This window comes from Ralstonia sp. SA306 (assembly GCF_054792405.1).
Genome location: NZ_CP096451.1, coordinates 3,418,653 through 3,444,128, shown reverse-complemented (window position 1 = coordinate 3,444,128; position 25,476 = coordinate 3,418,653). Strand labels below are relative to the sequence as shown.

26 protein-coding genes are annotated in these 25,476 nt (G+C 65.3%); 21 read left to right on the top strand and 5 right to left on the bottom strand.

The genetic code is table 11. The annotated features are described in order from the left end of the window. Positions 1 to 13: 13 nt before the first annotated feature. Positions 14 to 565: a glutathione-regulated potassium-efflux system oxidoreductase KefF gene (gene kefF, locus M1D44_RS16300; protein WP_024977376.1), complete on the bottom strand. Its 552-nt coding sequence runs from the start codon at positions 563 to 565 to the stop codon at positions 14 to 16. A 399-nt stretch (positions 566 to 964) separates the two neighbouring features. Between kefF and M1D44_RS16295 the strand changes: the two genes are divergently transcribed. From M1D44_RS16295 to M1D44_RS16260, 8 genes are all read left to right on the top strand, one after another. Continuing rightward, the gene (locus tag M1D44_RS16295) at positions 965 to 1,660 is read left to right on the top strand and encodes a GNAT family N-acetyltransferase (RefSeq protein ID WP_024977375.1); all 696 of its coding nucleotides are present in this window, start codon (positions 965 to 967) and stop codon (positions 1,658 to 1,660) included. Between the two features lie 257 nt (positions 1,661 to 1,917). After that, a complete protein-coding gene (locus tag M1D44_RS16290; protein ID WP_316854006.1) occupies positions 1,918 to 3,552 on the top strand; it encodes a methyl-accepting chemotaxis protein in 1,635 nt (544 codons plus the stop codon). A 16-nt stretch (positions 3,553 to 3,568) separates the two neighbouring features. Next, positions 3,569 to 4,216, top strand: a complete 648-nt coding sequence (gene cysC / locus M1D44_RS16285) for an adenylyl-sulfate kinase (protein WP_024977373.1) — start codon at positions 3,569 to 3,571, stop codon at positions 4,214 to 4,216. Beyond that, entirely contained in the window at positions 4,213 to 5,319 is a 1,107-nt protein-coding gene (locus M1D44_RS16280; protein WP_024977372.1) for a sulfotransferase family protein, read from the top strand. Before cysC ends, M1D44_RS16280 begins: the two co-directional genes overlap by 4 nt. A 141-nt stretch (positions 5,320 to 5,460) precedes the next feature. Then, positions 5,461 to 6,204: a LysM peptidoglycan-binding domain-containing protein gene (locus tag M1D44_RS16275; RefSeq protein ID WP_024977371.1), complete on the top strand. Its 744-nt coding sequence runs from the start codon at positions 5,461 to 5,463 to the stop codon at positions 6,202 to 6,204. Beyond that, on the top strand, positions 6,195 to 6,608 hold the full coding sequence (locus M1D44_RS16270; protein ID WP_316684542.1) for a hypothetical protein: 414 nt from the start codon (positions 6,195 to 6,197) through the stop codon (positions 6,606 to 6,608). The genes M1D44_RS16275 and M1D44_RS16270 overlap by 10 nt, the downstream gene beginning before the upstream one ends. Positions 6,609 to 6,629: 21 nt before the next feature. After that, on the top strand, positions 6,630 to 7,067 hold the full coding sequence (locus M1D44_RS16265; protein WP_024977369.1) for a hypothetical protein: 438 nt from the start codon (positions 6,630 to 6,632) through the stop codon (positions 7,065 to 7,067). Positions 7,068 to 7,104: 37 nt separating this feature from the next. Next, positions 7,105 to 7,491 carry an SgcJ/EcaC family oxidoreductase gene (locus M1D44_RS16260; protein WP_316854005.1) on the top strand — a complete coding sequence of 129 codons (387 nt, stop codon included), beginning with the start codon at positions 7,105 to 7,107 and terminating at the stop codon, positions 7,489 to 7,491. A 14-nt stretch (positions 7,492 to 7,505) separates the two neighbouring features. On the opposite strand, the gene M1D44_RS16255 is transcribed toward M1D44_RS16260, so the two are convergent. Beyond that, entirely contained in the window at positions 7,506 to 7,994 is a 489-nt protein-coding gene (locus tag M1D44_RS16255; protein WP_024977367.1) for an Lrp/AsnC family transcriptional regulator, read from the bottom strand. 158 nt (positions 7,995 to 8,152) lie between these two features. Here M1D44_RS16255 and hppD point away from each other — a divergent pair, with 158 nt between their 5' ends. Next, positions 8,153 to 9,259, top strand: a complete 1,107-nt coding sequence (gene hppD / locus M1D44_RS16250; protein WP_024977366.1) for a 4-hydroxyphenylpyruvate dioxygenase — start codon at positions 8,153 to 8,155, stop codon at positions 9,257 to 9,259. A gap of 220 nt (positions 9,260 to 9,479) precedes the next feature. Here the strand turns inward: hppD and M1D44_RS16245 are convergent, their stop codons facing one another. Beyond that, entirely contained in the window at positions 9,480 to 10,097 is a 618-nt protein-coding gene (locus M1D44_RS16245) for an EF-hand domain-containing protein (RefSeq protein WP_024977365.1), read from the bottom strand. A gap of 152 nt (positions 10,098 to 10,249) precedes the next feature. Beyond that, complete coding sequence (locus tag M1D44_RS16240) at positions 10,250 to 10,933, bottom strand: type II secretion system protein N (protein WP_316854004.1); 684 nt, start codon at positions 10,931 to 10,933, stop codon at positions 10,250 to 10,252. Between the two features lie 175 nt (positions 10,934 to 11,108). Here M1D44_RS16240 and gspG point away from each other — a divergent pair, with 175 nt between their 5' ends. From gspG to gspF, 11 genes are all read left to right on the top strand, one after another. Further along, positions 11,109 to 11,579 (top strand): type II secretion system major pseudopilin GspG, encoded by a 471-nt coding sequence (gene gspG, locus M1D44_RS16235; protein WP_024977363.1) that lies wholly within the window; start codon positions 11,109 to 11,111, stop codon positions 11,577 to 11,579. 32 nt (positions 11,580 to 11,611) lie between these two features. Continuing rightward, the gene (locus M1D44_RS16230) at positions 11,612 to 12,106 is read left to right on the top strand and encodes a GspH/FimT family pseudopilin (protein ID WP_024977362.1); all 495 of its coding nucleotides are present in this window, start codon (positions 11,612 to 11,614) and stop codon (positions 12,104 to 12,106) included. Beyond that, the gene (gspI, locus tag M1D44_RS16225; RefSeq protein WP_024977361.1) at positions 12,103 to 12,501 is read left to right on the top strand and encodes a type II secretion system minor pseudopilin GspI; all 399 of its coding nucleotides are present in this window, start codon (positions 12,103 to 12,105) and stop codon (positions 12,499 to 12,501) included. Before M1D44_RS16230 ends, gspI begins: the two co-directional genes overlap by 4 nt. Continuing rightward, positions 12,482 to 13,213: a PulJ/GspJ family protein gene (locus M1D44_RS16220; RefSeq protein WP_204360072.1), complete on the top strand. Its 732-nt coding sequence runs from the start codon at positions 12,482 to 12,484 to the stop codon at positions 13,211 to 13,213. Before gspI ends, M1D44_RS16220 begins: the two co-directional genes overlap by 20 nt. Before the next feature lies 1 nt (position 13,214). Beyond that, on the top strand, positions 13,215 to 14,300 hold the full coding sequence (gene gspK / locus M1D44_RS16215; protein ID WP_316854003.1) for a type II secretion system minor pseudopilin GspK: 1,086 nt from the start codon (positions 13,215 to 13,217) through the stop codon (positions 14,298 to 14,300). 161 nt (positions 14,301 to 14,461) lie between these two features. After that, complete coding sequence (gene gspL, locus M1D44_RS16210; RefSeq protein WP_316854002.1) at positions 14,462 to 15,904, top strand: type II secretion system protein GspL; 1,443 nt, start codon at positions 14,462 to 14,464, stop codon at positions 15,902 to 15,904. Positions 15,905 to 15,914: 10 nt separating this feature from the next. Beyond that, a complete protein-coding gene (gspM, locus tag M1D44_RS16205) occupies positions 15,915 to 16,481 on the top strand; it encodes a type II secretion system protein GspM (RefSeq protein WP_316854001.1) in 567 nt (188 codons plus the stop codon). A 17-nt stretch (positions 16,482 to 16,498) separates the two neighbouring features. Next, positions 16,499 to 17,341 (top strand): type II secretion system protein N, encoded by an 843-nt coding sequence (locus M1D44_RS16200; RefSeq protein WP_024977356.1) that lies wholly within the window; start codon positions 16,499 to 16,501, stop codon positions 17,339 to 17,341. A 37-nt stretch (positions 17,342 to 17,378) separates the two neighbouring features. Further along, positions 17,379 to 19,799, top strand: coding sequence for a type II secretion system secretin GspD (gspD, locus tag M1D44_RS16195; RefSeq protein WP_024977355.1), 2,421 nt, complete (start codon positions 17,379 to 17,381; stop codon positions 19,797 to 19,799). A 16-nt stretch (positions 19,800 to 19,815) separates the two neighbouring features. Next, positions 19,816 to 21,372, top strand: coding sequence for a type II secretion system ATPase GspE (gene gspE, locus M1D44_RS16190; RefSeq protein WP_439004854.1), 1,557 nt, complete (start codon positions 19,816 to 19,818; stop codon positions 21,370 to 21,372). A 22-nt stretch (positions 21,373 to 21,394) separates the two neighbouring features. Further along, positions 21,395 to 22,606 carry a type II secretion system inner membrane protein GspF gene (gspF, locus tag M1D44_RS16185; RefSeq protein WP_092976344.1) on the top strand — a complete coding sequence of 404 codons (1,212 nt, stop codon included), beginning with the start codon at positions 21,395 to 21,397 and terminating at the stop codon, positions 22,604 to 22,606. Between the two features lie 562 nt (positions 22,607 to 23,168). On the opposite strand, the gene M1D44_RS16180 is transcribed toward gspF, so the two are convergent. Beyond that, on the bottom strand, positions 23,169 to 23,852 hold the full coding sequence (locus M1D44_RS16180) for a pyridoxamine 5'-phosphate oxidase family protein (protein ID WP_316853999.1): 684 nt from the start codon (positions 23,850 to 23,852) through the stop codon (positions 23,169 to 23,171). A gap of 92 nt (positions 23,853 to 23,944) precedes the next feature. On the opposite strand from M1D44_RS16180, the gene pdxR reads away from it, so the two are divergent. After that, complete coding sequence (pdxR, locus tag M1D44_RS16175; protein ID WP_316853998.1) at positions 23,945 to 25,414, top strand: MocR-like pyridoxine biosynthesis transcription factor PdxR; 1,470 nt, start codon at positions 23,945 to 23,947, stop codon at positions 25,412 to 25,414. The last annotated feature ends 62 nt before the right edge of the window (positions 25,415 to 25,476 follow it).

The window sequence follows — 25,476 nt, the reverse complement described above, 5'->3', positions numbered from 1 at the left end:
GAAGTCGGAAACCTCAGGTGACGGCGTCGGTCGGGAGCCAGGGTTGCAGCGCGGCGCGCACCTCGGCGATATGGGCGTCGATGACGTCGGCAGGCACGTCGTCAGCGTCGTGCAGCACATGCGGCGGCTGCCATTGCATGCCGCACAGCGCGGCGGTCTGCTGCAGCGGCAGCAAGAACATGTCGAACGTGTGGCCGTGGATGCCATCCGGGTTGTAGGAATGGGCACGGCCGCCAGTAGTGGCCAGCACCATCAGATGCTTGCCGCGCAAGGCGGTGCCGTCCGGCCCGTAGGCCCAGCCCATCTCCAGAACCACGTCGATCCACTCCTTGAGCAGCGACGGCGTGGCGTACCACTGCACCGGAAACTGGAAGACGATCAGCTCCGCAGCTTCCACCGCCTCCTGCTCGTGGCGCACGTCGATGTCGAAATCGGGGTAATGGCGATAGAGATCGTGCATGGCCACACCGGGCAGGCTGGCCAGCGCACGCGCGAGCGGCTTGTTGGCGCGCGAACGGCGCGGCGCAGGATGCGCGTAGATCACAAGAATGCGCGAGGGCGTCATGGAAAATCAGGAGGCTGGGGCGTCTTGATGGCGCATCTTCGCACGGCTATTGTTGAGCGGCGTTACGAGCGGGGATCGCGCTTCGAGTGGTGATGTAACGCGCCCAGCACCTGAAAAGCGTGCCCTCCCTCGCTTTTGCGCGGCGCAGCATTTACGTTGTTGTCGCACCACACCGCTGGAAGCCGTGCTCGGATGCGCTAAATCAATGATTTATCGGGAAATCCTGCGGAAAGCCTGACGCCAGACTTACGGGGAAACCCTGATTGCACTACAATAGCATGGTGCGTTGCACAACACTCAGTTGCACCCGATTGAGTGCCCCGGAGGTGCCATCCGCGCCTCCGATTCATCACTTCGCTGCCTTCCACTGAAGCGCGCGATCAGAACAGGAACCGTGTCGTGAACCCGCTCGAACTGAGCAAGGCCATCGGCGTCGTCACCCAGGACGACATCGACAAAACGGAAGCAGCGCAAGGTGCGCCGCGTTCCACCGTGCTGGTGCGCGAGCTTGCTGCCCACCACCGGTCGCGCCTGCTCAAACACCTGCTCGCCCTGGGCGAGGAGGACCGCCTGCTGCGATTCGGCCAGGTGGTGCGGGATCACGTCATCGAGGCGTACGTCGACAGCATCGATTTCGACCACGACAAGGTCTTTGGCGTCTACAACGAGCGCCTTGAGTTGACCGGCGTGGGCCACCTTGCGTACCTGCGCGACAACCCGCAAGGGCGCGTGGCGGAGTTCGGCGTGTCGGTGTCGGAATCGGCGCGCGGCAAGGGCGTAGGCAGCGCGCTGTTCCAACGTGCCGCCATGCACGGCCAGAACACCAAGGTGCGTACGCTGTACATGCACTGCCTGTCGCGCAATGCGGCCATGATGCACATCGCCAAGAAGGCGGGTATGCGTGTGCAGTACGCCTATGGCGAAGCCGATGCCTATCTCGAACTGCCGCCCGCCGACACGATGAGCCTGCTGACGGAAGCCATCGACGAACAAGTGGCCGACCTGGACTACATGCTCAAGCGCAACCTGCGCGATGTGCGCCGGTTCGGACAGCGCTTCTGGCGCTCGCTGGCGCCCCAAAAGCGTACTGTGTAACTGCTTCGCCCAACAAGAAACGCCCGGTTCCCGCCGGGCGTTTTTGTTTTACATGACACTTTTGGATTGCTCGCAATTTAATGTAAGTCATTTCAATAAAATAATATCTGCAAAAAGCGCCATCGATATTCCCGGACTTATTTTGTGATGTCAGTCCGACATGCCATTACGCATATTGAGTAATTTTATTTAAATCACTCAAGCTCCCGCCATACCGCTCGATAGTGCATTCGTTATCGATTATGACGGGGACAAACATGCGCTTCTCGAAAATGAAGGTGGCCACCCAACTGGCGTGGGGTTTTGGCTTGACGATGGGGCTGCTAGTGCTGCTCATGGCATTCAGCCTGCAGCGCATGTCAGATTTTCGGCGGCTGCTGGAAGACACCACGGAAATCAACGCCGTGGAAGCCAAGCTCGCCGCAAAAATGTATTCGAGCGTCACTGAACGGGCATTGGCGTATCGGAATATCGTGCTGCTGGAACAGCATGACGAAATTCAGCTCGAACTGAGCCGTATTGAAAAGCAGGAGGCCCTGTACAGCGAGGCCGACCGCAAGCTCGGCCGCATGTTCGACGCGTTGCCGGACACCACCACCGAAGAAAAAACGCTGCTTGCGCAAATCCGGCAGCAGACTGAATTGGCCGCGCCGTTCGCAACGCGCGTCAAGGCGCTGATTGCCGCCGGCCACAAGGAAGACGCGTACAAGGTGTTGCGCTTCGAATTCCGCCCCGTGCAGCGCGCTTGGTGGGATCTGCTCGGCAAGCTGCAGGCGTTTGAAGAAAAGCTCAACGACGAAAACACCGCCAAGGCCAAGTCGAGCTATATCGACAGCCGCAACTGGCTGCTGGCCCTGAGCGTGCTGGCGCTGTTGGTGAGCCTCACGGCCAGCACCCTCATCACGCGCGGGCTGCTGCGCAAGCTCGGCGGCGAGCCCGGCACGGTGGCCGACATTGCCAGCCAGATCGCCGGCGGCAACCTGGCCGTGGTCATCGACACGCGTCACGACAATCCGGCAAGCCTCATGCACGCCATGAAGCGCATGCGCGACAGCCTCGCCACGATTGCCGAACAGGTGCACACCAGCACCGACACGCTGGCCACGGCATCGGAGCAGATCGCCACCGGCAACTTCGATCTGTCGACCCGCACGCAGGAACAGGCCTCGGCGCTCGAAGAATGCGCCGCGTCAATGGAAGAACTCAACGCCACCGTCAAGCAGAATGCCGAGCACGCGCGGCACGCCAACCAACTCGCCGCCACAGCCGCCGAGGTCGCCACGCAAGGCGGCACGGTGGTGGCGCGCGTGGTGGACACCATGGGCGCGATCAGCGAATCGGCACGCAAGGTGAGCGAGATCATCGGCGTGATCGACAGCATTGCGTTCCAGACCAACATCCTCGCGCTCAATGCGGCCGTGGAAGCAGCGCGCGCCGGCGAGCAGGGGCGCGGCTTTGCGGTGGTCGCCAGCGAGGTGCGCGGGCTGGCGCAGCGCTCTGCCGCGGCAGCCAAGGAGATCAAGCTGCTGATCAGCGATTCGGTCAACCACGTGGATGCGGGCAACACGCTGGTGGAGCAAGCCGGCACCACGATGCAGGATGTCGTGACCAGCATCCACCGCGTGACCGCCATCGTGACCGAAATCATGGGCGCGACCGACGAGCAGGCCAGCGGCATCGACCAGATCCACCGCGCCATCACGCAGATGGACGAAGTCACGCAGCAGAACGCCGCGCTGGTTGAAGAAGCGGCCGCAGCGGCGGAATCGATGCGCGAGCAGTCGAGCCGACTGGTGGGTGTGGTGAGCGTGTTCAAGCTGGCAAACCAGGTGAAAGCCGCAGCCCCCGCAGCGCGCATCGGCTACCACCAACCCGCCCTGTTGCCGGCTTGAGCCGGAGGACGCCGCGATGAAATCTGCCCTGTCTTCCTGCGCCGGCCCCGCTGCACGCAACGTCTACTGGCATGCCGGCTCCGTGGCTGACGAAGCCCGCGCGCATCAGTTCGGCCATGCGCCGCTCACGTTATGGCTCACAGGCTTGAGCGGCGCGGGCAAGTCCACCCTCGCCTATGCGCTGGAAAAGCGCTTGTACGAAACATGCCAGCGCTGCGCCGTGCTCGACGGCGACAACCTGCGTCACCACCTGAACCACGATCTCGGCTTTACCGAAGCCGACCGCACGGAGAACCTGCGCCGCGCCGCCGAGGTGGCGCGCCTCATGAACGACGTCGGCCTGATCGTCGTGACGGCGTTCATCTCGCCGCTGCGCTCCGATCGCGAGATGGCGCGCGAGATCATCGGCGCAGACAGGTTTGTGGAAGTGCACGTCTGCACCGCGCTTGATGTGTGCGAGGCGCGCGACCCGAAGGGGCTGTACGCCCGGGCGCGCGGCGGGCAGATCCCCCAGTTCACCGGCGTGTCGTCGCCGTATGAGGCACCGGAGGCGCCGTCGCTGCAGCTCGATACCGGCGCCATGCCGCTGCTGGCGGCCACAGCCGCGCTGCACGCGCACTTGTCCGCCTGGCTGGACACCCGTCAACCGGAGACCGTTCGATGACCGCCCTTCCCCGTCCCGTCCTGATGATTCCGCTGCGCCGCTGCGGCAGCCACGCGCTGCGCCTGCGCCTGAACTTCAACCCGGCGTTCTACGCGCCGTATCCGCTGCACATCGTCGACTTCATGCCGCTGGTGCCGCTGTACGGCAACCTGCAGGACGATCGCGCCTACTTCCGCCTCGTGACCGACGTGATCGGCCTGCAGGCGGCGAGCATGGTGAAATGGCCCGGCATGGTGTTTGATCCGGTGGAGGTATTCGAAGCCCTGCGCGACCAACCGCGCAGCGTGCATCGCGTGGTGTGGGAACTGCTGCTGCGGGCGGGCGCACAGCACGGCGCCCGCGTCGTCATGGACAAATCGCTCGACAGCGTTCACTACGCCGCCGAACTGATGACGCTCTTCCCGGACATGCGTTTCCTGAACGTGGTGCGCGACCCGCGCGCGCAGGTCGCGTCAATGAACCGCGCGATCATCCACGACTTCGACACCCTGCTGAACACGCAGACCTGGGTGGCCGCGCACCGCGCCGCCAACGCACTCATCGCCCAGTATCCGGAGCGCACGTGCACCATCCGCTATGAAGATTTCCTGGTCGATCAGGAAAGTACGTTGCGCCGCATATGCAGTTTCCTGGAGATCGACTTCCTGCCACAGATGCTGGATGTCTCGCGCTCGGCCGAAGCGCGGCAGATTTCGCGGTTGTCGGCGCTGTGGACGTCCAACTGCTTTGCGCCCATCACCGCCAATATCGACAAATTCCACCAGCAGTTGTCGATGGACGAAATCACGATCATCGAAACCCTGGCGCGCGACGACATGACCCGCTACGGCTATGCCCCGTTGACCGCCGCCAACGCCCACATCGAAACACGCGAACTGGAAGCGGCACGCATGCGCTCCGAAGCCGACCGCCAGACGGCGTGGCGCGCTCTGGAAGCCGACAACTACCGCGATTTCGTCTTGCGCCGCCACCGCGCTGATTTTCTGAGCAGCGTGCGCGAGCGGCTCATGCTCCAAGCGATGACGGCGGCGGCCGTCAAACCCACGGTACCGCATCGGCTGGAGGTGCTGACCGACCCGGCTGCGTTTGAAGTCGCGGACTAACCGACGCGCCCGCTTGGGTGCCGATGCGTTGCCGCGGACGGCCGCCAGCCACCGGCAAGGTACATAAACAGCCGTTAACACGCGGCTGGCGAGCGCTGGCTACCATGCCCCTCCACAGGTCACGCAACCACGGAGGGGCGCATGGTCACCAAGGCCCAGGTCAAACCGAAAACCGATTTCGAGCGCTGGCAGGATTACATCAACACCTCCACCCAGCACCCCGACCGCTGGAACGGCTACGACTGCGATATCCAGTCTGCCGTGGGGGAATACAACCGTTATCTGATGGGCAACGCCGGTTATCTGCCGCTGGACTGGCAGATCGTCAAAGCGATGGTGTGGGTCGAGACCGGAGCGGATTCGGAAGCGTGGCAGACCAAGCCGATGCAGATCGGCAACTTGGGGGACCCCGGTTTGAATACCTTGCTACGCGGCGAAGAGGGCAGCGACCTGATCGTCCCTCCGGCCATCCGCACCCGGCTGAATGCGGGCCTGGCCCGAACGGTGCCAGCGTGGAACATTCGCGCCGGTATCGGCTACCTGCTCACGCGCATGGCAAAGTTCGACGTCAGGAGCGTGCGCGACACCGACGACAAGGTCTATGAGGTCACCGTCAAGGCGGGCGACAGCCTCGACAAGATCGCCCGCGCGCAAGGCTCTACCCTGGCGGAGATGCGCGCGCTCAACCCGAATGCCGCAACACTCAAACCCGGGCAAGTGGTCAAATACCGCAAAGCCGCCATGCGCAAGGTGATTACCGGCTGGCGGCCGGTGACGACGCAAAACATTGCCGTGCTGTACAACCACGGCGACGCCGCGTACATCCGGAAACTCGATTACGTGCTCACGCTCATCCCGAAGAACGGAACCGCCGCATGCAAGTAGGTCGCCTCCTCATCGCCGTGTCGCTGCTGGCCGCGCAATCGGCCATGGCTGCAGACACTTTGACCGGAACCTTCCGCGGCGATGGCCGTGCGTGCTACGGAGCATTGTTCGTCCGGCCGAAGACCATCGAGTGGAATGCCAGCTTCTTCAAGTGCGGCCCAACGCGCTACAAGGTGATCGAGCAGGACCTGTCGGGCGACCACCCGCACGCGGCCTTCAAGATTGAAGACCACCGCAAGCGCTGCGGCCTTGCCGTCATCGAGGTCTCGCGCTACAGCGAGTTCTCTTGGAGCGTAAAGGGCTACCAGACCATGGAGGCCTACCAGAAGCGCGAAGAACCCGGCTGGAAGGATTCCGCCGACCCCGCGCGCCAGGTCGCCCTGTGCGGCATGCGCAAGGAATAGCGCACGCACCGCGCCGCCGTCATGCAGCCGCTCCAACGCTTCGCCCTGGAGAAACACAGCGGCCCGTATGAGCAGTGGCCCATGCGCACGCGCGTGATCGTCGACGGCGTGCCTCACACCACACTCGCCATCCCTGGCTACGAACTGCTGCGGCAGTATCAGACCGATCTCGGCTTCGTCCTCATCACCAGCTACGACTGCCCGTTTGAAGAGGCGGTCTCCGTCACACTCGTCGCGCCCGACCTCTCACGTGCGATCAGCACCGGCACCATCGGCGCGGCGTACTACACGTTCTGGCTGGATGACGTCGAATGGCTCGACGCGAACCACTTTCGCCTCACCTGCGAAAACGCCGTGGGCGATTGGCTGGTCACACTGCGTGCCCGGCATATCCCGGTGTTATCCCCGGCGGTCTTCATCAAGCGCCGCGTGGCGCCACCGGTCGAACCCGCGGTGTAGAGTCAACAGCTGCCGCTTCAACGAGACCCGCACCGCCATGACCGACGACGAACGCGCCATCCGCAACGTAGTGGACACCTGGCTCGCCGCCAGCAGAAGCGGCGATCTGGCCACCTTGCTCAGCCTCATGACCGACGACGTGCTCTTCCTCACGCCCGGCCAGGCGCCCTTTGGCAAGGAGGCTTTCGCCAAGATGTCCGAAGGCATGAAGGACGTGCACGTCGACGGCACAAGCGATATTCAGGAGGTGCAGGTGTTTGGCGACATCGCGTATCTGCGCAACGCGCTGCACATCGTCGTCACCATGCCGGATGGGAAGGCGGCGCGGCGCTCAGGCCAGACGCTGACGATTCTGCGCAAAGAGGCGGATGGGAAGTGGCGGTTGGTGCGGGATGCGAATTTGGTGGTGCCGGACAATGCCTGATACGGGCGCACATCTCAAACCACCACCGGCAACGCCGTCGTATCCTTGATCCGCTCCAGCGCAAAACTGCTCTTCACATCAATCACCGCTGGATGCGCAAGCAGTTGGTCGCGTATGAAACGCGCGAAGTGCTCCATGTCTTCCACGAACACCTTGAGCAGGTAATCCATCTCGCCGGTCATGGCGTAGCACGTGACCACCTCCGGCCACGTCGCCACAGCCGCGCGAAAATTGTCGGACGGGCCTTTCCCTTTGGGCGCACCGCCCTGCTTCTCCAGCCGCACGTTGATGTACGCCGACAACCCGAGCCCGATCTTGGTCGGGTCGAGCAGCGCGGCGTATTGGCGGATGACACCGCTTTCCTCCAGGCGGCGGATGCGTCGCAAACACGGGCTGGGCGACAGATTCACCCGCTCGGCGACTTCCAGATTGGTGAGGCGGCCGTTGTTCTGCAGGACTTCCAGGATCTTGCGGTCGATCTTGTCGAGTTCCACTTTATTCATTTTTGTTGCTCCGCACCAATTAATTCGGCAATTTTCTTGCGCAAATTTAGCAAGACGGGCACAACTTCGCAATTTTTGCTTGGATCGACACTCCTACACTGCGAGGATAGTCAAAGACCTGAGCGCTGTCACAGCGCCCGCCCCGCAGGAGACTCACCATGCAATTCACGCCTTGGGAAAACCCGATGGGCACCGCCGGCTTCGAGTTCATCGAATACGCCGCGCCGGACCCCGTTGCCATGGGCAAGCTGTTCGAGAACATGGGCTTTACCGCCATCGCGAAGCACCGTCACAAGAACGTGACGCTGTACCGCCAGGGCGAGATCAACTTCATCATCAACGCCGAGCCGGATTCGTTCGCGCAGCGCTTTGCGCGTCTGCACGGTCCGTCGATCTGCGCGATCGCGTTTCGCGTGCAAGACGCCGCGTTCGCCTACAAGCGCGCGCTGGAGCTGGGCGCCTGGGGCTTCGACACGCACAGCGGCCCGATGGAGTTGAACATTCCGGCCATCAAGGGCATCGGCGATTCGCTGATCTATCTGGTGGACCGCTGGACCGGCAAGAACGACGCCAAGGCCGGCGACATCGGCAACATCAGCATCTACGACGTGGATTTCGTGCCCATCGCGGGCGCCAACCCGAACCCCACCGGGCACGGCCTGACCTACATCGACCACCTGACGCACAACGTCTACCGTGGCCGGATGAAGGAATGGGCCGAGTTTTACGAACGCTTCTTCAACTTCCGTGAAGTGCGCTACTTCGACATCGAAGGCCAGGTCACGGGCGTGAAGAGCAAGGCGATGACGAGCCCGTGCGGCAACATCCGCATCCCCATCAACGAGGAAGGGACGGAGAAGGCCGGTCAGATCCAGGAGTATCTGGACATGTACCACGGCGAAGGCATCCAGCACATCGCGCTGGGTTCGACCGCGCTGGACAAGACGGTGGACGCACTGCGTGCCAACGGCATCAAGCTACTGGACACGATCGACACGTACTACGAACTGGTCGACAAGCGCATCCCCGGCCATGGCGAAAACGTGGCGGAGTTGAAGAAACGCAAGATCCTGATCGACGGCGCTCCGGGCGATCTGCTACTGCAGATATTCTCCGAGAACCAGCTTGGCCCGATCTTCTTCGAGTTCATCCAGCGCAAGGGCAACCAAGGTTTTGGCGAGGGCAACTTCAAGGCGCTGTTCGAGTCGATCGAGCTCGACCAGATGCGCCGCGGCGTGCTCAAGGCCGACGATCAGCCGGCCTGAAGACCCTCAAACTTCAGGCGTGCTGTACCCGCACCCCGATGGTTCGCCGTCGGGGTGTTTTTTTATGGGCATGAGCTGCAGCGGCGCATGCGGCGCAGACATGGCCCGATAGCAAAATCGACCCACACCCGCCTTGCGCCTCATTGAGGATGCGGACTGGCGTGGGCAATAAAAACGGCGCCCGAAGGCGCCGCTTGCGTGCGGAGATTCAGACGAGCCGTCACTCACCCTTCGTTGCCGACGGGCCGCCCGGCATGGCCGCGGCTGCAGGAGTGTTCTTCTGCGCCTTACGGGCATCGTGACGGGCCTTCATGTAAGCGCGGATTTCGTCTTCGGTGATCTTGCCGTCGTGGTTGGCGTCGATCTGGTCGAAGCTCTTGGCAAGGCGCGGCATGCCAGCCTGCACTTCGTCCTTGCTCAGGGAGCCGTCGTTGTCCTTGTCGGCCGCCTTGAACTTGGCGTCGAAGCGTTCCGCCATCTTTTCGTGCATCTCGCCCTTGTGGGCCTTGTGCCAGGCGGCCAGCTCGTCCTTGCTGAGTTGGCCGTCGTGGTTGGTATCGATCTGGTCGAAGTTCTTCTCAAGCCAGGCGTGGCCCTTGGCCTCGTCGCGCGAGATCTGGCCGTCGCCGTTGGTGTCGATGGCCTTGAAGCCGCCTTGGTGGGCCATCCTGCCGGGGCGGGCGCTGGTTTGCGGCGCAGCCGGTGCCGTGGCGGTGGCCGGCGCCTGTGCGCTGGCGGCTGGGGCGCTGGCATCCTGGGCGCGGGCGTTCATGCCCGACATGGCCAGGAACAGGGCCGAGGTGGCGAGGAAGGCGTGGACAGCACGCTTGTTGGTCATGGTCAGCTCCTTTTCACATGGACTGTGTAGCGGATTAGAACCCGACAATGCCGACGCGTTGCCGGCTTTTACACGCTGTTACCCCAATGACATGCGCTGTAATATGCGCCCGCCACCGCATGGCGGGCCGCCAGATGCCTATTGCCAGAGGCCTATTGGTTGGCACCCGGCTGGGGGTTATCGCCCTTGCGTGCGGCAGCCGCCGCGCGGTGGCGCGGGCCGACGATACCGCCGCCCTGGTTGGCGGGCTCGTCACCCGTGTTGATCTGTGCGGGCGCAATGGGCAGCATGGCGCCCGGCATGGCGGTGTTGGCCGGGTTGTTGGGGACCGGCGGCGCGGGTGGCGTGGCGGGCGTCGATAGCGGAGCCGCGGCGCCTGCAGGTGGCAGCGGCAGCGGCGACGCATTGCGATTGGCCGGCGACACCCCCGCCACGGCGCTGGCCGGCAGCGGAATCTCTTGGCGCGTGCCATTGCGCTCAATCACCACCGAGCGCGCCTTGATTTCCACCAGCTTGAGGTTGGACGACAGCGACTTGCCGGCCCGCACGGCCTGCGGTGCGCCACCGTCAACCGACACGATGGCTGCGCCCGAACCATCCGCCAGATCGGCCACCACACCCATCACCTGCACATCGCGCGGGCCGTTCTGCGGGCCACCGCCAAAGAGCGTGACGGCCGCACCCGTCTCCAAGGCATCGGTCTGGGCCACGCGCGCCTCGCGCGGGGCGCCGAGCGAACGCAGTGACGACAGCGTCAGCGCCCAGTGCGTCAGGAGCGCACACAGGGCAGCAAACAGTACAAGACTGAGCAGGCGGGACGACTGTCGAGCGTTCATGAAATGGGGCGAGGCACCGTAGGAATACGCCGATTCTATCCGCCCTTCATGCCGGTTCGGTGAACAGCTTGGAGGTGCGGCTCTAGAGCCAACGCAGCATGACCCTGCCATGCAATATATGGTCATATGTCACGGATATACTGTGTCTCTTCCCCTTATTGCCAACTCTGTCGCCATGATGCAAGGCCAACTTCGCTCTTCCTTCCGCCAGCGCGCCCTCGCCCGACAAGCAGCGCGTGGTTTCACCCTGATCGAGATCATGGTGGTGGTGGTGATCCTGGGCATCCTCGCCGCGCTGGTGGTGCCGAAGATTATGAGCCGCCCTGACGAGGCGCGCATCATCGCCGCCAAACAGGACATCGCTTCCATTTCGCAGGCGCTCAAGCTCTATCGCCTGGACAACGGCCGCTACCCGACCACCGAGCAGGGCATTGGCGCGCTGGTCGCCAAGCCGACCACCGAGCCGATCCCCAACAACTGGAAAGGCGGCGGCTATCTGGAACGCCTGCCCAAAGACCCGTGGGGCCACCCGTACCAATATCTGAACCCCGGCGTGCGCGGTGAAGTGGACGTCTTCAGCTTCGGCGCAGATGGCCAGGCCGGCGGCACGGGCAACGACGCCGACATCGGCAACTGGGACAACTAAGCCGCCGCCGTCCCCTCCGCCCCCCGCTCACCATGCTCGGCCATTCACACCGCCGCCGGCAGGCTCTCGGCTTTACGCTGCTGGAGTTGCTGGTGGTGGTGGTCATCATCGGCATCGTGCTGGCCGTGGTGGCCGTGAACGCCACGCCCAACCCGCGCTCGCAACTGGTCGATGATGCGCAGAAGCTGGCCCGCCTGATCGAGCTCGCACAGGAAGAGGCGCAGCTCACCTCGCGCCCCGTGGCGTGGGAAGGCGATGCACAGGGCTGGCGCTTCTACGAATCCACCCCCAACGGCTGGCGCCAGCTCAACCGCGACGTGCTCGCGCCGGGCCACTGGCGCCAAAGCATGGACAACGTACAGATCGTCGCCGGTGCCGCTGCGGTGCCGGGTGCGCCGCAGCGCCTCGTGTTCGGCCGTGAGGCGATCGGCCTGCCGTGGCGCGTGGCACTGACCTCGCAAGGCTCGCGCGTGGATGTCGTGTCCGATGGCGGCCCGCGCGTGTTGACGGAGGCGCAAACGCAATGACGCGTAACCACCGTCCCACGCGCACGCGCGGCTTCACCCTGCTCGAAGTGCTGGTGGCGCTAACCATCGTTGCCGTGGCGCTCACCGCCACCATGCGCGCCATGGGCAACATGACCACCGCAAGCGATTCCCTGCAGACGCGCATGATCGCCACCTGGAGCGCCGAGAACCACCTCGCCAACCTGCGCCTGGCACGCGTCTTCCCAGACCCCGGCGCGCGCGGTTTTGCGTGCCCGCAAGGCGATACGCAACTGTGGTGCGAAGAGACCATCGCCACCACGCCCAATCCGGTGTTCCGCCGCGTGGAGGTGTCCGTCTATCCGGATGCATCCAAATCCGTGCGACTGGCCTGGCTCGTGACTCTGTTGCCAAACGATGCGCGCAATGTCTTCTAACCGTTCGGCGCGCGGCTTCACCCTGCTCGAACTGCTGGTGGCGATCACGCTGCTGGCCATCCTGGCCGTGATCGCCTGGCGCGGGCTGGACAGCATGACCCGCACGCACGAGGCGCTGGCCCAGCGCGACGAACGCATCGAAGCACTCAAAACGGCTTACGCCCAGTTCGACGCAGATTGCACCCAGCTGGCCGATCCGAACACGCTGTCGCGCTCGCCGGTGGAGGTAGACGCCAACCGCGTGCTGATGGTGCGCGACCGCCGCGACGATGGCCAGCCGCCCGCCTGGCAAGTGGTGCTTTACCGCATCGTTGACGGCCGGCTCGAACGCCTCCAGACCCAACCGATCACCAACCGTGGCGACCTGCGCAATGCGCTGGACAACCTGCGCCAGGGCGGCGTGGGCGCCGCGCGCTACCTGCTCGCCACCAACGTCGACAGCATCAGCGCGCGCGTATGGATCGAACCCGGCGGCTGGATGGACAACACGGGCGCGCTGTCTGCGGCGCTGTTCCCGGCCGGCAGCAATACCACCACCCTCACCGGCTTGCCGTCGGCTTCCACGCCCAGCGCGTCGGCCCCCTCGGCCAACACCCCGGGCGTAGTGGTGCCGGCAGCCTCGGTGCGCGCGGTGGAACTGGCATTGCTCGTGCGCATGACGCCGCAGGGCGCGCCGCAGCGCTTCACGCGCATCTGCATGACGGGGCTTTGACATGGCGCGATGCTCCCGTCGACTTGCTCAACGTCATCCGCATGCCGGGCGCCAGCGCGGCGCGGCCATCATCACAGCGCTGCTGGTGGTTACGCTGGCCGTGGTGATCGTGTCGGGCATGCTGTGGCGTCAGCAGGTGGAGATTCGTTCAGTGGAAAACCAGCGCCTGAAAGCGCAGGCCACGTGGATTGCGCGGGCGGGCATCGACTGGGCGCGCCTCATCCTGCGCGATGACCAGCGCCGCACTGGCGCGGTGGACCACCTGGGCGAAATCTGGGCCGTGCCGATCCAGGAAACCAAGCTGTCGGACTTCCTCGGCAGCTCGCTGCGCACGGACACGGCCGGCGAGGAGTCGTACCTGTCGGGCCGCATCTTCGATGCCCAGGCACGCTTCAACCTGATGAACCTGCTGACGGCGCAAACGCTGGGCGCCCGCACGCTCATTACCGGCCGCGACAAAGACGCCATCAAGGCTTACGGCCTGCTGCTGCAGTCGCTCAACATCGACCCGAGCCTGGCCAATATCACGGCGACCTACCTGGCGCAGATGCTGGGCGGCTTCCAGTCGATCGAAGGCATGCAAGGTGGTCAGCAGGGCGGCGAAGACAGCGGCGGCGGGAGCGGCGGCAGCAACAGCAACGGCCCACGACCGCTCGACGACGTGGCCAGCCTGCTGACGATCCCCGGCTACACGGCGGACATGATCGCCAAGCTGCGCCCCTACGTGATCGTGCTGCCCACCCGCACACAGATCAACGCCAACACAGCCAGCGCCGAAGTGCTGGCCGCTGTCATCCCGAACCTGAGTCTGGACCGCGCCCGCTCGCTGGTGCAGGCGCGCGACCGCGCTTACTTCCGCAACATCGGCGATGTCACGAACCAGTTGCGCGGCATCGCGCCCGGCGTCGACACCACTGCCGCGGCCAATCTGCTGGACGTGCAGACCCACTATTTTCTGGTCTACGGCATGGCCCGCCATGAGCGCGCCCGGATCGGAGAAGTGGCGCTTGTTTCACGTGGCGATCCGATCAACAATAACGCGACCCGCATCGTCTGGGTCCGCCGCGTTGACGAGATTCCGTCATGACGGCGGCGCAACACCCCTCTACGTGCGTACGCGCCGCTTGTAGACAGACCCTAGCCTTCGCCGTATTGTCATCCGCATCGTTCAGCATCGCGGGTTTTGCGCAATCCGGCGCTTCCGTTGGCAGTTCGCATTCACACTCTCAAGATCAATAGAGGAGCGGTTTGACGACCTCCCTGTACGTGCGCCTGCCGCACCGGCCCATTCAATCGCCCGAACGCTGGTCGGCGGGCGCGCTTGCCTCCGTGCCCTTCGCGCTGGTGCGTGAAGAGGGCGCGCTTGGGGCCCAACGTGTTCAGCGCGAAGGTACGTCGCGCACCGACGAACTACCCGCGGCTGATCGCCTGATCCTTCTGCTGCCCGCCGCCGATGTGCTGCTGGTGCCGACCAACGTGCCGCCGCTGGCGCTGCCCAAGCTGCGTCTGGCATTGCCCAACTTGGTGGAAGACCGCCTCGTGCAGGACGCGCAGCAATGCCATATCGCCCTTGGGCCCCGCCTGGGCGACGCCCCTGCGCGTGGCTGGCGCGCGCCCCGCGAGCCGCAGTCGCGCGCGCTGATGATTGCCGACCGCGCGTGGGTCCGATTCATTCTCGATACATTTGCCGGCCACAAGCACCGCACCTGCCATCTGCTGCCCGCGCAGCTTTGCGTGCCGTTTGAAACGGCTATCGCAGCTGCGGTGCCGATTGCAGAATCGGCAAACGCCGTCGAACGTGCGGAACCGTCGCTTGACGCTTCCGCTGACGCTGCCCCTGAACCCGTAGTCGAAGCGCCTGCTGCTGAAACCGTGGCCGCCGCTGCACCGGCAACCATCGCGCTCGATGCGGCACCGCCGTCCGACCCGGACGCGCCCGTCGCCATCGACATCACCGTACGAACCGGCCGCGCCGAGGGCTACGGCCTGCGCGTGCTGCCGGCCAACCTCGGCAACTGGCTGGGCATTGCCCCCACGCCGGCCACGCTGATGGTCTCGCCCGCATTGCGCGAGCTGGCGCCGGGCTTGTCGGCAGACCCGGCCGCCGCCACGCTGGACTGGTCCACCTGGGCCGCCGGCGCACGCGATGCCCTGGCTTCGGGCGAGGCGGACCTCTGCCAGTTCGACTTTGCGCGCGGCGGCGTGGCCGGTATGGACTGGAGCCTCTGGCGCCTGCCGATCGCGCTGGCCGTGCTGCTGATGGTCGTGCAAATCATCGGCATGAACGCACGGTGGCTCACGCTGCGTGCCGAGCAGAAGCGGCTCGATACCGCCATGCGCGCGCAATTGCAGACGGCGTTCCCGAATACGCCGGTGATCCTCGACCCGCCCGCGCAGATGCGCCGCCAGGTCGAACAGCTCCGCTTGGCCGCCGGCAAATCGGCGCCGGAAGACTTCCTGCCGCTGGCCGATCGCTTTGCCCAGGCTGCGACCGGGCTCGCGCCGGATGCGCTGCTCGCGCTCGATTACCACGGCCGCGCGCTTACAGTCACGCTCAAGGACGGCACCGACACCGCCAGCCTGCGCACCGCCGCCCGCAATGTCGGCCTGAACATGGACACCGCCGAGGCCCCGCGCGGCGCAGAAGCCACCGTACCGGGCTCGCGCTGGACGGTCTCTATCGCCCAATAACGATTCCTCCATGGCGACTTCCTCCCCCTCTTCCCGATCGTCATCCCGCCGCCTGCCGCGCATTGGCGTGCCCGACTCGGTGCGCGATGCGGCCACAACCTTCTGGATGCAGCGCGAACCGCGTGAACGCCGCATCCTGGCCGGTGGCGGCGTGGTGCTGCTGCTCGTGATCGTCTACCTGATGCTGTGGGAGCCGGCCTTCGAGGGCCAGCGCCGCATCGAAAAAGCCCTGCCGCAGATGCGCAGCCAACTCGCCGAGATGGAAACGCTCGGCCAGGAAGCCCGCGGCCTGTCTGCCATTGCCGCTGCGCCCGTGCCGCGCGGTGCGGAACTGCAGCAGGCGCTCAACACGAGCCTGACCAACCACGGCCTGAAGGCCACGCGGATGGCGATGTCGGGCGAAAGCGTGCAGGTGCAACTGGACAAGGTGCCCTTTGGCGCGGTCGCCGAATGGCTGCAGGAGGTGCGGCAGGCGCAGCGCATGAAGGTGATCGACACGAACATCAAATACGTGGGCGCAACGGCCCTGGTCAACGTGACGGCGACGCTGCAAGGCCCTGCCGCCGCGGGCCACTGACGGGTCCGATCGTGCCGATGGGAATTGAATCACTGCCGCCGCTGCGCCTGCGCCGCCCTGCCGAGTCCGACGAGCGCACGAGCCTCGGTTGGCGCGTGCTGTGGTGTGGCGTGGCGCTGCTGGCCGTGGGCGTGACCGTGGTGGCGCAGTATCCGGCCGCGTGGGCGGCCGAGCGCGTGGCCGCGGCCACGGGGCACCGTGTGTTGCTGGCCGACAGCCAGGGCAGTATCTGGCACGGCAGCGCAACGCTGGCGCTGACCGCAGGCAACGGCGGGGCCGACGCGACCGTGCTGCCCGGCCGGCTGTCCTGGTCGATCGACATGCTGCCACTGCTGACCGGCACGCTGCGCGCGCACCTGACGCACGATCGCGCGCTGGAGAAGCCGGTCACGCTGACGGTCACGCCGGGGCATTGGGACGCAGAGGCTGGCACGGTTGCGTTGCCTGCATCGTTGCTGGAAGGCATTGGCGCGCCGTTCAACACGCTCAAGCTGGATGGCCGGCTGCGGGCGCAGTGGACGCCGCTCTCGGGCCAATTCGGCAGTAGAAAGGGCCAGCCAAACACCGCCCAGGGCGCGCTGACTGTCACGCTTGAGCAGGTATCATCCAGCCTCAGCCGGGTGCGGCCGCTGGGCAGTTACCAGGCCGTAGTGTCGTTTGGCGGCGTGAGCGGCGCGCCGATGCAGTTGTCGCTGTCGACGCTGGCCGGGCCGCTCACTCTGCAGGGCCAGGGCACCCTTGGGCCCAGCGCGCATTTTGCCGGGGTGGCCAGTGCCACGCCGGAGTCGGAACCGCAATTGATTGGCCTGTTGAGTCTGCTGGGCCCGCGCGACGGGTCGCATCATCGACTCCGCTTTTGATCCTCAAGCCGGCGCGCGAGCCAGCGTGCCGACAACCATGAACGAGACCATGTACAACGCCTCTTCCCGACTCACCGTTCGCGCCATCGTCCTGGCATGCTGCGCAACAATGGTGGCCGGCTCGATGCCAGTCTTCGCCGCCCCGCCGAGCGCGGCATCTGCCCAGAACGGCGCCGTCGGCAACCCCGGGGATGAGGTCTCGCTGAATTTCGTCAACGCGGATCTGGACTCGGTGGTCAAGGCCGTCGGCCAGGCCACCGGGAAGAACTTCATCGTCGACCCGCGCGTGAAGGGCACCGTCAACCTCGTCACCGAAAAGCCGGTGACGCGCGCGCAGGCGCTGGAATCACTGGGCTCGATCCTGCGCATGCAGGGCTACGCGATTGTCGAGGGCAACGGCTTCACCAAGGTCGTGCCGGAAGCCGACGCCAAGCTGCAGGGCTCGCCCACGAGCGTGGGCGCGGCAGGCTCGCGCGGCGGCGAACAGGTCGTCACGCAGGTCTTCCGCCTGCAGCATGAATCGGCCAACAACCTGGTGCCGGTGCTGCGCCCGATGATCGCGCCCAACAACACGATCACCGCATACCCGGCCAACAACACGCTGGTCATTACCGATTACGCCGACAACCTGCGCCGCATCGGCCGCATCATCGCCTCCATCGACACGCCCGTGGCCGGCGAGACCGAACTGATTCCGCTGAAGAACGCCGTGGCCATCGACGTGGCGGCCACGCTGCAGAAGCTGCTCGACCCGTCGGCCGGTGGTGCAGGCGGTGCGGGCGCCGGCGCGGCGCTGTCGGACCCGAGCCTGCGCACGTCGGTCGTGGCGGAGCCCCGTTCGAACAGCGTGATGGTGCGTGCGTCGAGCGCGGCACGCCTTGCGCAAGCCAAACAACTGATCGCCAAGCTGGACGTGCCGAATGCGCGCCCGGGCAACATCTGGGTGGTGCCGCTCAAGAACGCCAACGCGGTGCAGCTGGCCACCACGCTGCGCGCGATCGTCGCGGCCGATGCCACGTTGTCGGCCTCGGCATCGACCGGCCCGGGCGGCCAGAGCGCCGCCCAAGGCGCGACCTCGCAGCCGGCCGGCGGCGTGAACACCTCGCAGAACCAGAACACGCAGAACACCAACTACGGCAGCAGCTCGGGTTCGGGCAGCGGCTCGGGCAGCGGCAGCTCTTCGTTCCGCGCCTCGTTCGGGCAGAACAACACGCCAACCACCGGCGGCATCATCCAGGCCGATCCGGCCACCAATGCGCTCATCATTACCGCCAGCGAGCCGGTTTATCGGAACCTGCGCGCCGTGATCGACGACCTCGACGCGCGCCGCGCGCAGGTCTATATCGAATCGATGATCGTGGAAGTGACGGCCACCAAGGCGTCGCAGTTGGGCATCCAATGGATGGCCGGCGCGGGCGGCCCGACCACCTTTTTTGGCGGTGGCACCAACTTCGGCTCCGGCGCCAATAACCTGATCAACCTCGCGGGCACGATTGCCACCATCACCAGCGGCGGCATCGGCAGTACGGCCGCACAGACTGCCATCGGCACGCTCTCAAACAGCGTTGGCCAGCTCAACGGCGGCAACTTCGGGGTGTTCAACAGGGGCAGCGGTTTGGGCGCCATCCTCAGCGCGCTGGGCTCGGACGGCTCGGTCAACGTGCTGTCCACGCCCAACCTGATCACGCTCGACAACGAAGAGGCCAAGATCCTGATCGGCCAGAACGTGCCGATCACGACCGGCTCATATGCGCAGACCGGCGGCGCCGCTTCGGTCACGCCGTTCCAGACCTTTGACCGCAAGGACGTCGGCATCACGCTGCGCGTCAAGCCGCAGATCACCGACGGCGGGCTGGTGAAGATGCAGATCTTCCAGGAGTCGTCGGCGGTGGTGCCGGGCACGCAGAATGCGACGCAGGGCCCCACCACCAACGTGCGCTCGATCGAGACCAACGTGCTGGCCAACGACGGCCAGGTCGTCGTGCTCGGCGGCCTGCTGGAAGACAACTATCAGGACGGCGAGCAGAAGGTGCCGGGCCTGGGCGACATCCCCATCCTGGGCGCGCTGTTCCGCTCGGAAAACAAGACGCGCGTGAAGACCAACCTGCTGGTGTTCCTGCGCCCGATCATCCTGCGCACGGCCGATGCCACCGGCGCGCTGTCGGACAACCGCTACAACTACATGCGCGACACGCAGCAGGGCTTTGTCTCGCCGAACATGCTGCCGACCACGTCGGACAAGGACACGCCGGTACTGCCCACGCCCAGCGCCATGCGCCCGGCTGACAATTACGGCGATGTGTCGATCGTGCCGAAGGGCCCGGCCGGCACGCAGGTGCCTCCGGGCGCCCCGATGCCGATGCCGCAAGGCACCACGCGCAGCCAGCCGCGCCTGCAGAACTTCGCGGCGCCCACTTCGGGCGGCTACGATGGCAATGCGCCGCGCAATGGTGGCTGACAACGGACAACGAACCATGGCAACGCAAGCTCCCACCACCGACGTCAGCACGCTCGAGCCGCCCTCGCAGTCCGCCGTGCGGCTGGTGCCGTATGCGTTTGCGCGCGACGCCAAGCTGCTCGTCGCCCGCCAGGACGTCGACACGCTGGAGGTGTGGGTCTGCCCCGAAACCTCGCGCACGGCGCTGGCTGAACTCGGCCGCGTGTTCGGCGCGCTGCAGTTGGTGACGCTCGACACGGCGGCGCTGTCCACCGCCACGCAGACGGCTTACAACGCGCAAGACGGCAGCGCAGCCCAGGTGGTGGGCGAAGTGGAAGGCGAAGTCGACCTCTCGCGCCTGATGCAGGACATTCCGGCCGTGGAAGACCTGCTGGAATCCGAAGACGACGCGCCGATCATCCGCATGATCAACGCGCTGCTCACACAGGCCGCGCGCGAAGGCGCCTCGGATATCCACATCGAGCCGTTCGAGAATGCATCCGTGGTGCGCTTCCGGGTGGACGGCACGCTGCGCGACGTCGTGCGTCCCAAGAAGGCGCTGCACGGCGCGCTCATCTCGCGCATCAAGATCATGGCGCAGCTCGACATTGCCGAGAAACGCCTGCCGCAAGACGGCCGCATCACGCTGCGCGTGGGAGGTCGCCCGGTGGACGTGCGGGTGAGCACCCTGCCCACCGGCCACGGCGAGCGCGCGGTGCTGCGTCTGCTCGACAAGGAAGCCGGCCGCCTGGATCTGAGCAAGCTCGGCATGGGCGCCGGCACGCTGGCGCGCTTTGACCACCTCATCAATCAGCCGCACGGCATCGTGCTCGTCACCGGCCCCACGGGTTCGGGCAAAACGACCACGCTGTATGCGGCACTGTCGCGGCTCGATTCCGCTTCCACCAACATCATGACGGTGGAAGACCCGATCGAATACGACCTCGACGGCATCGGCCAGACGCAGGTCAACCCGAAGATCGACATGACGTTCGCCAAGGCCCTGCGCGCCATCCTGCGCCAGGACCCGGACGTGGTGATGATCGGGGAAATCCGCGACCTGGAAACCGCGCAGATTGCCGTGCAAGCCTCGCTCACGGGCCACTTGGTGCTGGCGACGCTGCACACGAATGATTCTGCCTCCGCCGTGACGCGCCTGATCGACATGGGGATCGAGCCGTTCCTGCTGTCTTCATCGCTGCTGGGTGTGCTGGCGCAGCGGCTGGTACGCCGCCTGTGCGTACATTGCCGCCGCGAAGAAGTGCTCGAACTCACGCCTGCGGAAGTGGAAGCCGTGGCCGGCACGCCGGTTGCGGATGGCGTGGCACCCGCCGCACCGGCACGCAAATCGGTGTGGCATCACGTCGGCTGCGACCGTTGCAGCAACTCCGGCTACCAGGGCCGAACCGGCGTCTATGAACTGCTGACCGTCACGCCGGAAATCCAAACGATGATCCACCGCCAGGCCGCAGAATCCGAGATCAAGGCGCTCGCCATCGGCCAGGGCATGCAGACCATGCGCATGGATGCACAGCGCTGGATCGACACAGGCGCCACGTCGCTGGAAGAAGTACTGCGGGTCACACGCGACTAAGGCGCGATCAAACGAATAGCGCATGCCAGCCTTCCGCTACGAAGCCGCCGACGCCGCCGGCAAGACCGACAAGGGTGTCATCGAAGCCGACAGCGCACGTCAGGCGCGCACGCTGCTGCGCGCACGCGGGCTGACTCCGCTGCTGGTCGACGTATTGGGCGCACAGGCCACCAAGCGCAGCGGGTCCAGCTTCGGCAAGCGGCTCTCGGCGCAGGAAAACGCGCTCGTCACGCGCCAGCTTGCCAGCCTGCTGGTGGCGGGTCTGCCGCTCGATGAAGCGCTGGCCGCGCTGGCCGATCAGGCCGAACGTGCGTACGTCGGCGAGCTGCTCGCGGCCATTCGCGCGGAAGTGGTGGGCGGCAGCTCACTCTCGGTGGCACTGGCGCAGCATCCGAAGGATTTTCCGGACATCTACCGCGCCCTCGTTTCAGCGGGGGAGCACTCGGGCAACCTGGGCCTCGTGCTCTCGCGCCTGGCGGACTACATCGAGAGCCGCAACGCGCTGACCTCCAAGATCAAGCTGGCATTCACGTATCCGGCCATCGTCACGGTGGTGGCGTTTGCGATCGTGATCTTCCTGCTGTCATACGTGGTGCCGCAGGTGGTGAGCGTGTTTGCCAACACCAAGCAGAAGCTGCCGACACTCACGATCATCATGCTGTGGCTGTCGGATTTTGTGCGGAACTGGGGCTGGCTGGCAGCGATCGTTCTGGTGGCGATCGGCGTGCTGATCCGCAATCTGCTCAAGCAGCCGGCATTGCGGTTGTCGTGGCACAAGTGGCTGTTGACCGCGCCGCTGTTCGGCAAGCTCGTTCGCGGCTATAACACCGCGCGGTTTGCCAGCACGCTCGCGATCCTCACCAGTGCCGGCGTGCCGATCTTGCGGGGCTTGCAGGCGGCAGGCGAGACGCTGAACAACGTCGCGCTCAAGACCAATGTGGAGGATGCGTCCACGCGGGTGCGGGAAGGGACTTCGCTGGCGCGGGCGTTGGCGGCGCAGAATCAGTTTCCCCCTGTGCTGGTGCATTTGATCCGCTCGGGCGAGGCGACGGGCAATCTGCCGGCGATGCTGGAACGTGCCGCACAAGGTGAGGCGCAGGAGTTGGAGCGGCGCACGTTGTTTCTGACTGGCTTGCTGGAGCCGGCTTTGATTTTGACGATGGGCGTGGTGGTGTTGCTCATCGTGTTGGCTGTGTTGATGCCGATTATTGAGATTAACCAGCTGGTGCACTGAGTTTTTTGCTCGTGGTCCACCCCCCTTTTCGTTCCCTGCCGGGACCGACTCACTTTTCTTTGTCTTGCCAAAGAAAAGTAAGCAAAAGAAAGGCGCGCCCGAGATGGCGACCCATTCCTTGAATTTGCGTAACCGGGCGGAGACGGGAAAAACTCGCTTCGCTCAGACAGTTTCCCGTCTTTTTTCCGCCCGCTTACGAAAATTCAAGGCGCCATCTAGGGCTCAACGTCAAAAGAAAAAGGCCAACCCATCGCGAGGTTGGCCTTGTCGTCTGAGCTGGCACCCAGAGTGTTTGGCTTTTGTCTTTGACTTTCCCTGCCCTATGCGGCGCCTTGAATTTCTGTTGCAAGGAGGAAAAAGAGGGGAGGCTGTCTGAGCGCAGCGAGTTTGCCTCCCCTCCCTCCTTGCGACATAAATTCAAGGAGTCTTTCGCCGCATCGGGCGCGCCTTTCTTTGCTTACTTTCTTTGGTAAGACAAAGAAAGTGAGTCAGCCCCGGCAGGGGATGAAACCAGGGATGCACCACCAAGACCAAAACAAAACCAACCAGCACCCAGCAGCCATCACAACATCACCGCCTCCCCCACCGACACACGCGCACTATCCCTCCACTCCTGCACGTAGTCAGGCGTACCTGCCGGCGCCGCATCCACCACCGGCGCCAGCGGCAACAGCGCCATCGGCAGCACGCCGGCCCACACCGGCAAGTCGAGATCCTCAGCATCGTCCTTCGGACCACCCGTGCGCACTTTGCACGCGGCTTCATCCAGCGGAATGCGCAGCACGGTCGTGGCGGCAAGCTCCTTGGCATTGCCGGGCCGTGCCTGCTGCGAACGGCCCGGCGCGAGGACTTCCATGAAGGTATCGAGCACCGCAGGCTTCTGCGCATCAGGCACGACTTCGAACGCGCCGTAGATGATCGCCGAGCGATAGTTCATCGAATGGTTGAACGCCGAGCGCGCGAGCACCAGGCCATCGATGTGCGTGATGGTTACGCAGACCTGCGCGCCGCTGCCTGCCAGCCGGAGCATGCGGCTGCCGTTGGAGCCGTGGATGTAGAGGTGGTCGCCCTCGCGCCAGCACGCGGTCGGGATGCAATGCACGCCATGCTCGTCGGCAAAGGCGATGTGGCAGACGTAGGCCTCGTCGAGGATGGCATGCAGCGTGGTGCGGTCGTAATGGCCGCGGTGCGCGACGCGACGCACACGGGTGCGCGCGGTGGGCGATGTGGGTTCTGTGCTCGACATGCAAGGCTCCGAAATCGTAATCGATATGCCGACGATAAAAAAACCGTGGCACCATGCATAGACCCACCAAAATTCAGAGTCTTGGAGCCACGATGGATTACGGCGTCCTGCTGTCGAACTACGAACGCACCGCGACGCACGCCGAGGGCGTGGCCCGCGCCTCGCAGCAGCATCGGCTATATGCCTGCCTGCGTGCAGCCATCCTCAGTGGACAGATCGAGGAAGGCACGCGCCTGGCGCCCTCGCGCACGCTGGCCGAAGAGCTGGGCATCGCGCGCAACTCGGTGCTCTACGCCTACGAGCAACTCGCCACCGAGGGCTTCGTGCTGAGCCGACGGCAAGGCACGGTGGTGGCGCGCGTCGGCCTGCAGCAGACGTCCGAGCATGCGCCCGAAGCCCCGCCCGAGCTGTCGCGCCGCGTGAACGACCTCGAACGCCCGCGCGGCGGGATGGGCGACCTGCTGCCCTTCTTGCCCGGCACGCCCGCACTGGATGAATTCCCGCTGGCGCAATGGCGCCGCTGCATGGAACGCGGATGGCGCCGGATCGGCCCCGGCCAGATGGGCTACGGCCCGGTCGAAGGCAATGTTGCCCTGCGCCAGGCCGTGGCGGAATACCTGCGCGTTTCGCGCGGCGTGCGCTGCGACGCGTCGCAAGTGTTCATCACCGACGGCACGCAGAACAGCCTCGACATGTGCGCCCGTACACTCGCCGATGCGGGCGACACCGCGTGGATCGAAAACCCCGGCTACTACGGTGCGCGCGCCGCCTTGCAGGCAGCAGACATGCGATTGGTACCGATCAGCGTCGACGCCGATGGCCTCGCCCCGCGCGAGGAAGACTGGCGCGACACGCCGCCCAAGCTCATCTACATCACGCCGTCGCACCAATACCCACTGGGCGCGGTGATGAGTCTGGAGCGTCGCCTTGCGCTGATCCAGCACGCGCGCGCAGCCGGCGCGTGGATCATCGAAGACGATTACGACAGCGAGTTCCGCCACACGGGTGCGCCGCTATCCGCCGTGCAGGGCCTGACGGAGGATGCGCCGGTCATCTATCTCGGCACGTTCAGCAAGATGCTGTTCCCGGCGCTACGCCTCGGCTATATGGTGGTGCCGCCCGCGCTGGCGCCCGTGCTGAAAAAGACGGCAGGTGCGCTGATGTTGCGCGGGCGCGTAGCCGAGCAGCTCGCGCTGGCCGAGTTCATCGAGGCGGGACATTTCACGCGGCACCTGCGGCGCATGCGTCGTCTGTACGGCGAGCGCCGCGATGCGCTGCAGGCCGCAATCGAGCGGCACCTGGATGGCATCGTCACCGTATCGGGCGGCGCAGGCGGCATGCACCTCTCGGCACGGCTCGACGCGCCGGTGCGCGATACCGAAGTCAGCCGCGCCGCGCGCGAGCACGGAATGGTGCTGCGCCCGCTGTCGCGCTTCTGCCTGCCGGGAACCTTCACCGCGCAGTACAACGGCCTGGTGCTGGGCTATGGGAACGTGCCTGCCCAAGCAATGGACGGGCTTGTCGTCCGCATGCGGGAAGTCATCGAACGCCTCGGGGATTGATTCCGTCCGTGCCGGTGCGTCGCGAAAGCGCATCGCCCCGGCCCGCTTTGCCGCAAACGTTG

Bases quoted from the DNA above. Each gene is read 5' to 3' on its own strand.
- gspK (WP_316854003.1), top strand. From the start codon at position 13,215: ATGGCGCGATGCTCCCGTCGACTTGCTCAACGTCATCCGCATGCCGGG.
- gspM (WP_316854001.1), top strand. From the start codon at position 15,915: ATGGCGACTTCCTCCCCCTCTTCCCGATCGTCATCCCGCCGCCTGCCG.
- M1D44_RS16265 (WP_024977369.1), top strand. From the start codon at position 6,630: ATGCAGCCGCTCCAACGCTTCGCCCTGGAGAAACACAGCGGCCCGTAT.
- gspE (WP_439004854.1), top strand. From the start codon at position 19,816: ATGGCAACGCAAGCTCCCACCACCGACGTCAGCACGCTCGAGCCGCCC.
- M1D44_RS16255 (WP_024977367.1), bottom strand. From the start codon at position 7,994: ATGAATAAAGTGGAACTCGACAAGATCGACCGCAAGATCCTGGAAGTC.
- M1D44_RS16200 (WP_024977356.1), top strand. From the start codon at position 16,499: ATGGGAATTGAATCACTGCCGCCGCTGCGCCTGCGCCGCCCTGCCGAG.
- M1D44_RS16280 (WP_024977372.1), top strand. From the start codon at position 4,213: ATGACCGCCCTTCCCCGTCCCGTCCTGATGATTCCGCTGCGCCGCTGC.
- cysC (WP_024977373.1), top strand. From the start codon at position 3,569: ATGAAATCTGCCCTGTCTTCCTGCGCCGGCCCCGCTGCACGCAACGTC.
- M1D44_RS16270 (WP_316684542.1), top strand. From the start codon at position 6,195: ATGCAAGTAGGTCGCCTCCTCATCGCCGTGTCGCTGCTGGCCGCGCAA.
- M1D44_RS16220 (WP_204360072.1), top strand. From the start codon at position 12,482: ATGCGCGCAATGTCTTCTAACCGTTCGGCGCGCGGCTTCACCCTGCTC.
- gspD (WP_024977355.1), top strand. From the start codon at position 17,379: ATGAACGAGACCATGTACAACGCCTCTTCCCGACTCACCGTTCGCGCC.
- gspI (WP_024977361.1), top strand. From the start codon at position 12,103: ATGACGCGTAACCACCGTCCCACGCGCACGCGCGGCTTCACCCTGCTC.
- M1D44_RS16260 (WP_316854005.1), top strand. From the start codon at position 7,105: ATGACCGACGACGAACGCGCCATCCGCAACGTAGTGGACACCTGGCTC.
- M1D44_RS16245 (WP_024977365.1), bottom strand. From the start codon at position 10,097: ATGACCAACAAGCGTGCTGTCCACGCCTTCCTCGCCACCTCGGCCCTG.
- kefF (WP_024977376.1), bottom strand. From the start codon at position 565: ATGACGCCCTCGCGCATTCTTGTGATCTACGCGCATCCTGCGCCGCGC.
- M1D44_RS16180 (WP_316853999.1), bottom strand. From the start codon at position 23,852: ATGTCGAGCACAGAACCCACATCGCCCACCGCGCGCACCCGTGTGCGT.
- gspG (WP_024977363.1), top strand. From the start codon at position 11,109: ATGATGCAAGGCCAACTTCGCTCTTCCTTCCGCCAGCGCGCCCTCGCC.
- hppD (WP_024977366.1), top strand. From the start codon at position 8,153: ATGCAATTCACGCCTTGGGAAAACCCGATGGGCACCGCCGGCTTCGAG.
- M1D44_RS16240 (WP_316854004.1), bottom strand. From the start codon at position 10,933: ATGAACGCTCGACAGTCGTCCCGCCTGCTCAGTCTTGTACTGTTTGCT.
- gspF (WP_092976344.1), top strand. From the start codon at position 21,395: ATGCCAGCCTTCCGCTACGAAGCCGCCGACGCCGCCGGCAAGACCGAC.
- M1D44_RS16275 (WP_024977371.1), top strand. From the start codon at position 5,461: ATGGTCACCAAGGCCCAGGTCAAACCGAAAACCGATTTCGAGCGCTGG.
- pdxR (WP_316853998.1), top strand. From the start codon at position 23,945: ATGGATTACGGCGTCCTGCTGTCGAACTACGAACGCACCGCGACGCAC.
- M1D44_RS16290 (WP_316854006.1), top strand. From the start codon at position 1,918: ATGCGCTTCTCGAAAATGAAGGTGGCCACCCAACTGGCGTGGGGTTTT.
- M1D44_RS16230 (WP_024977362.1), top strand. From the start codon at position 11,612: ATGCTCGGCCATTCACACCGCCGCCGGCAGGCTCTCGGCTTTACGCTG.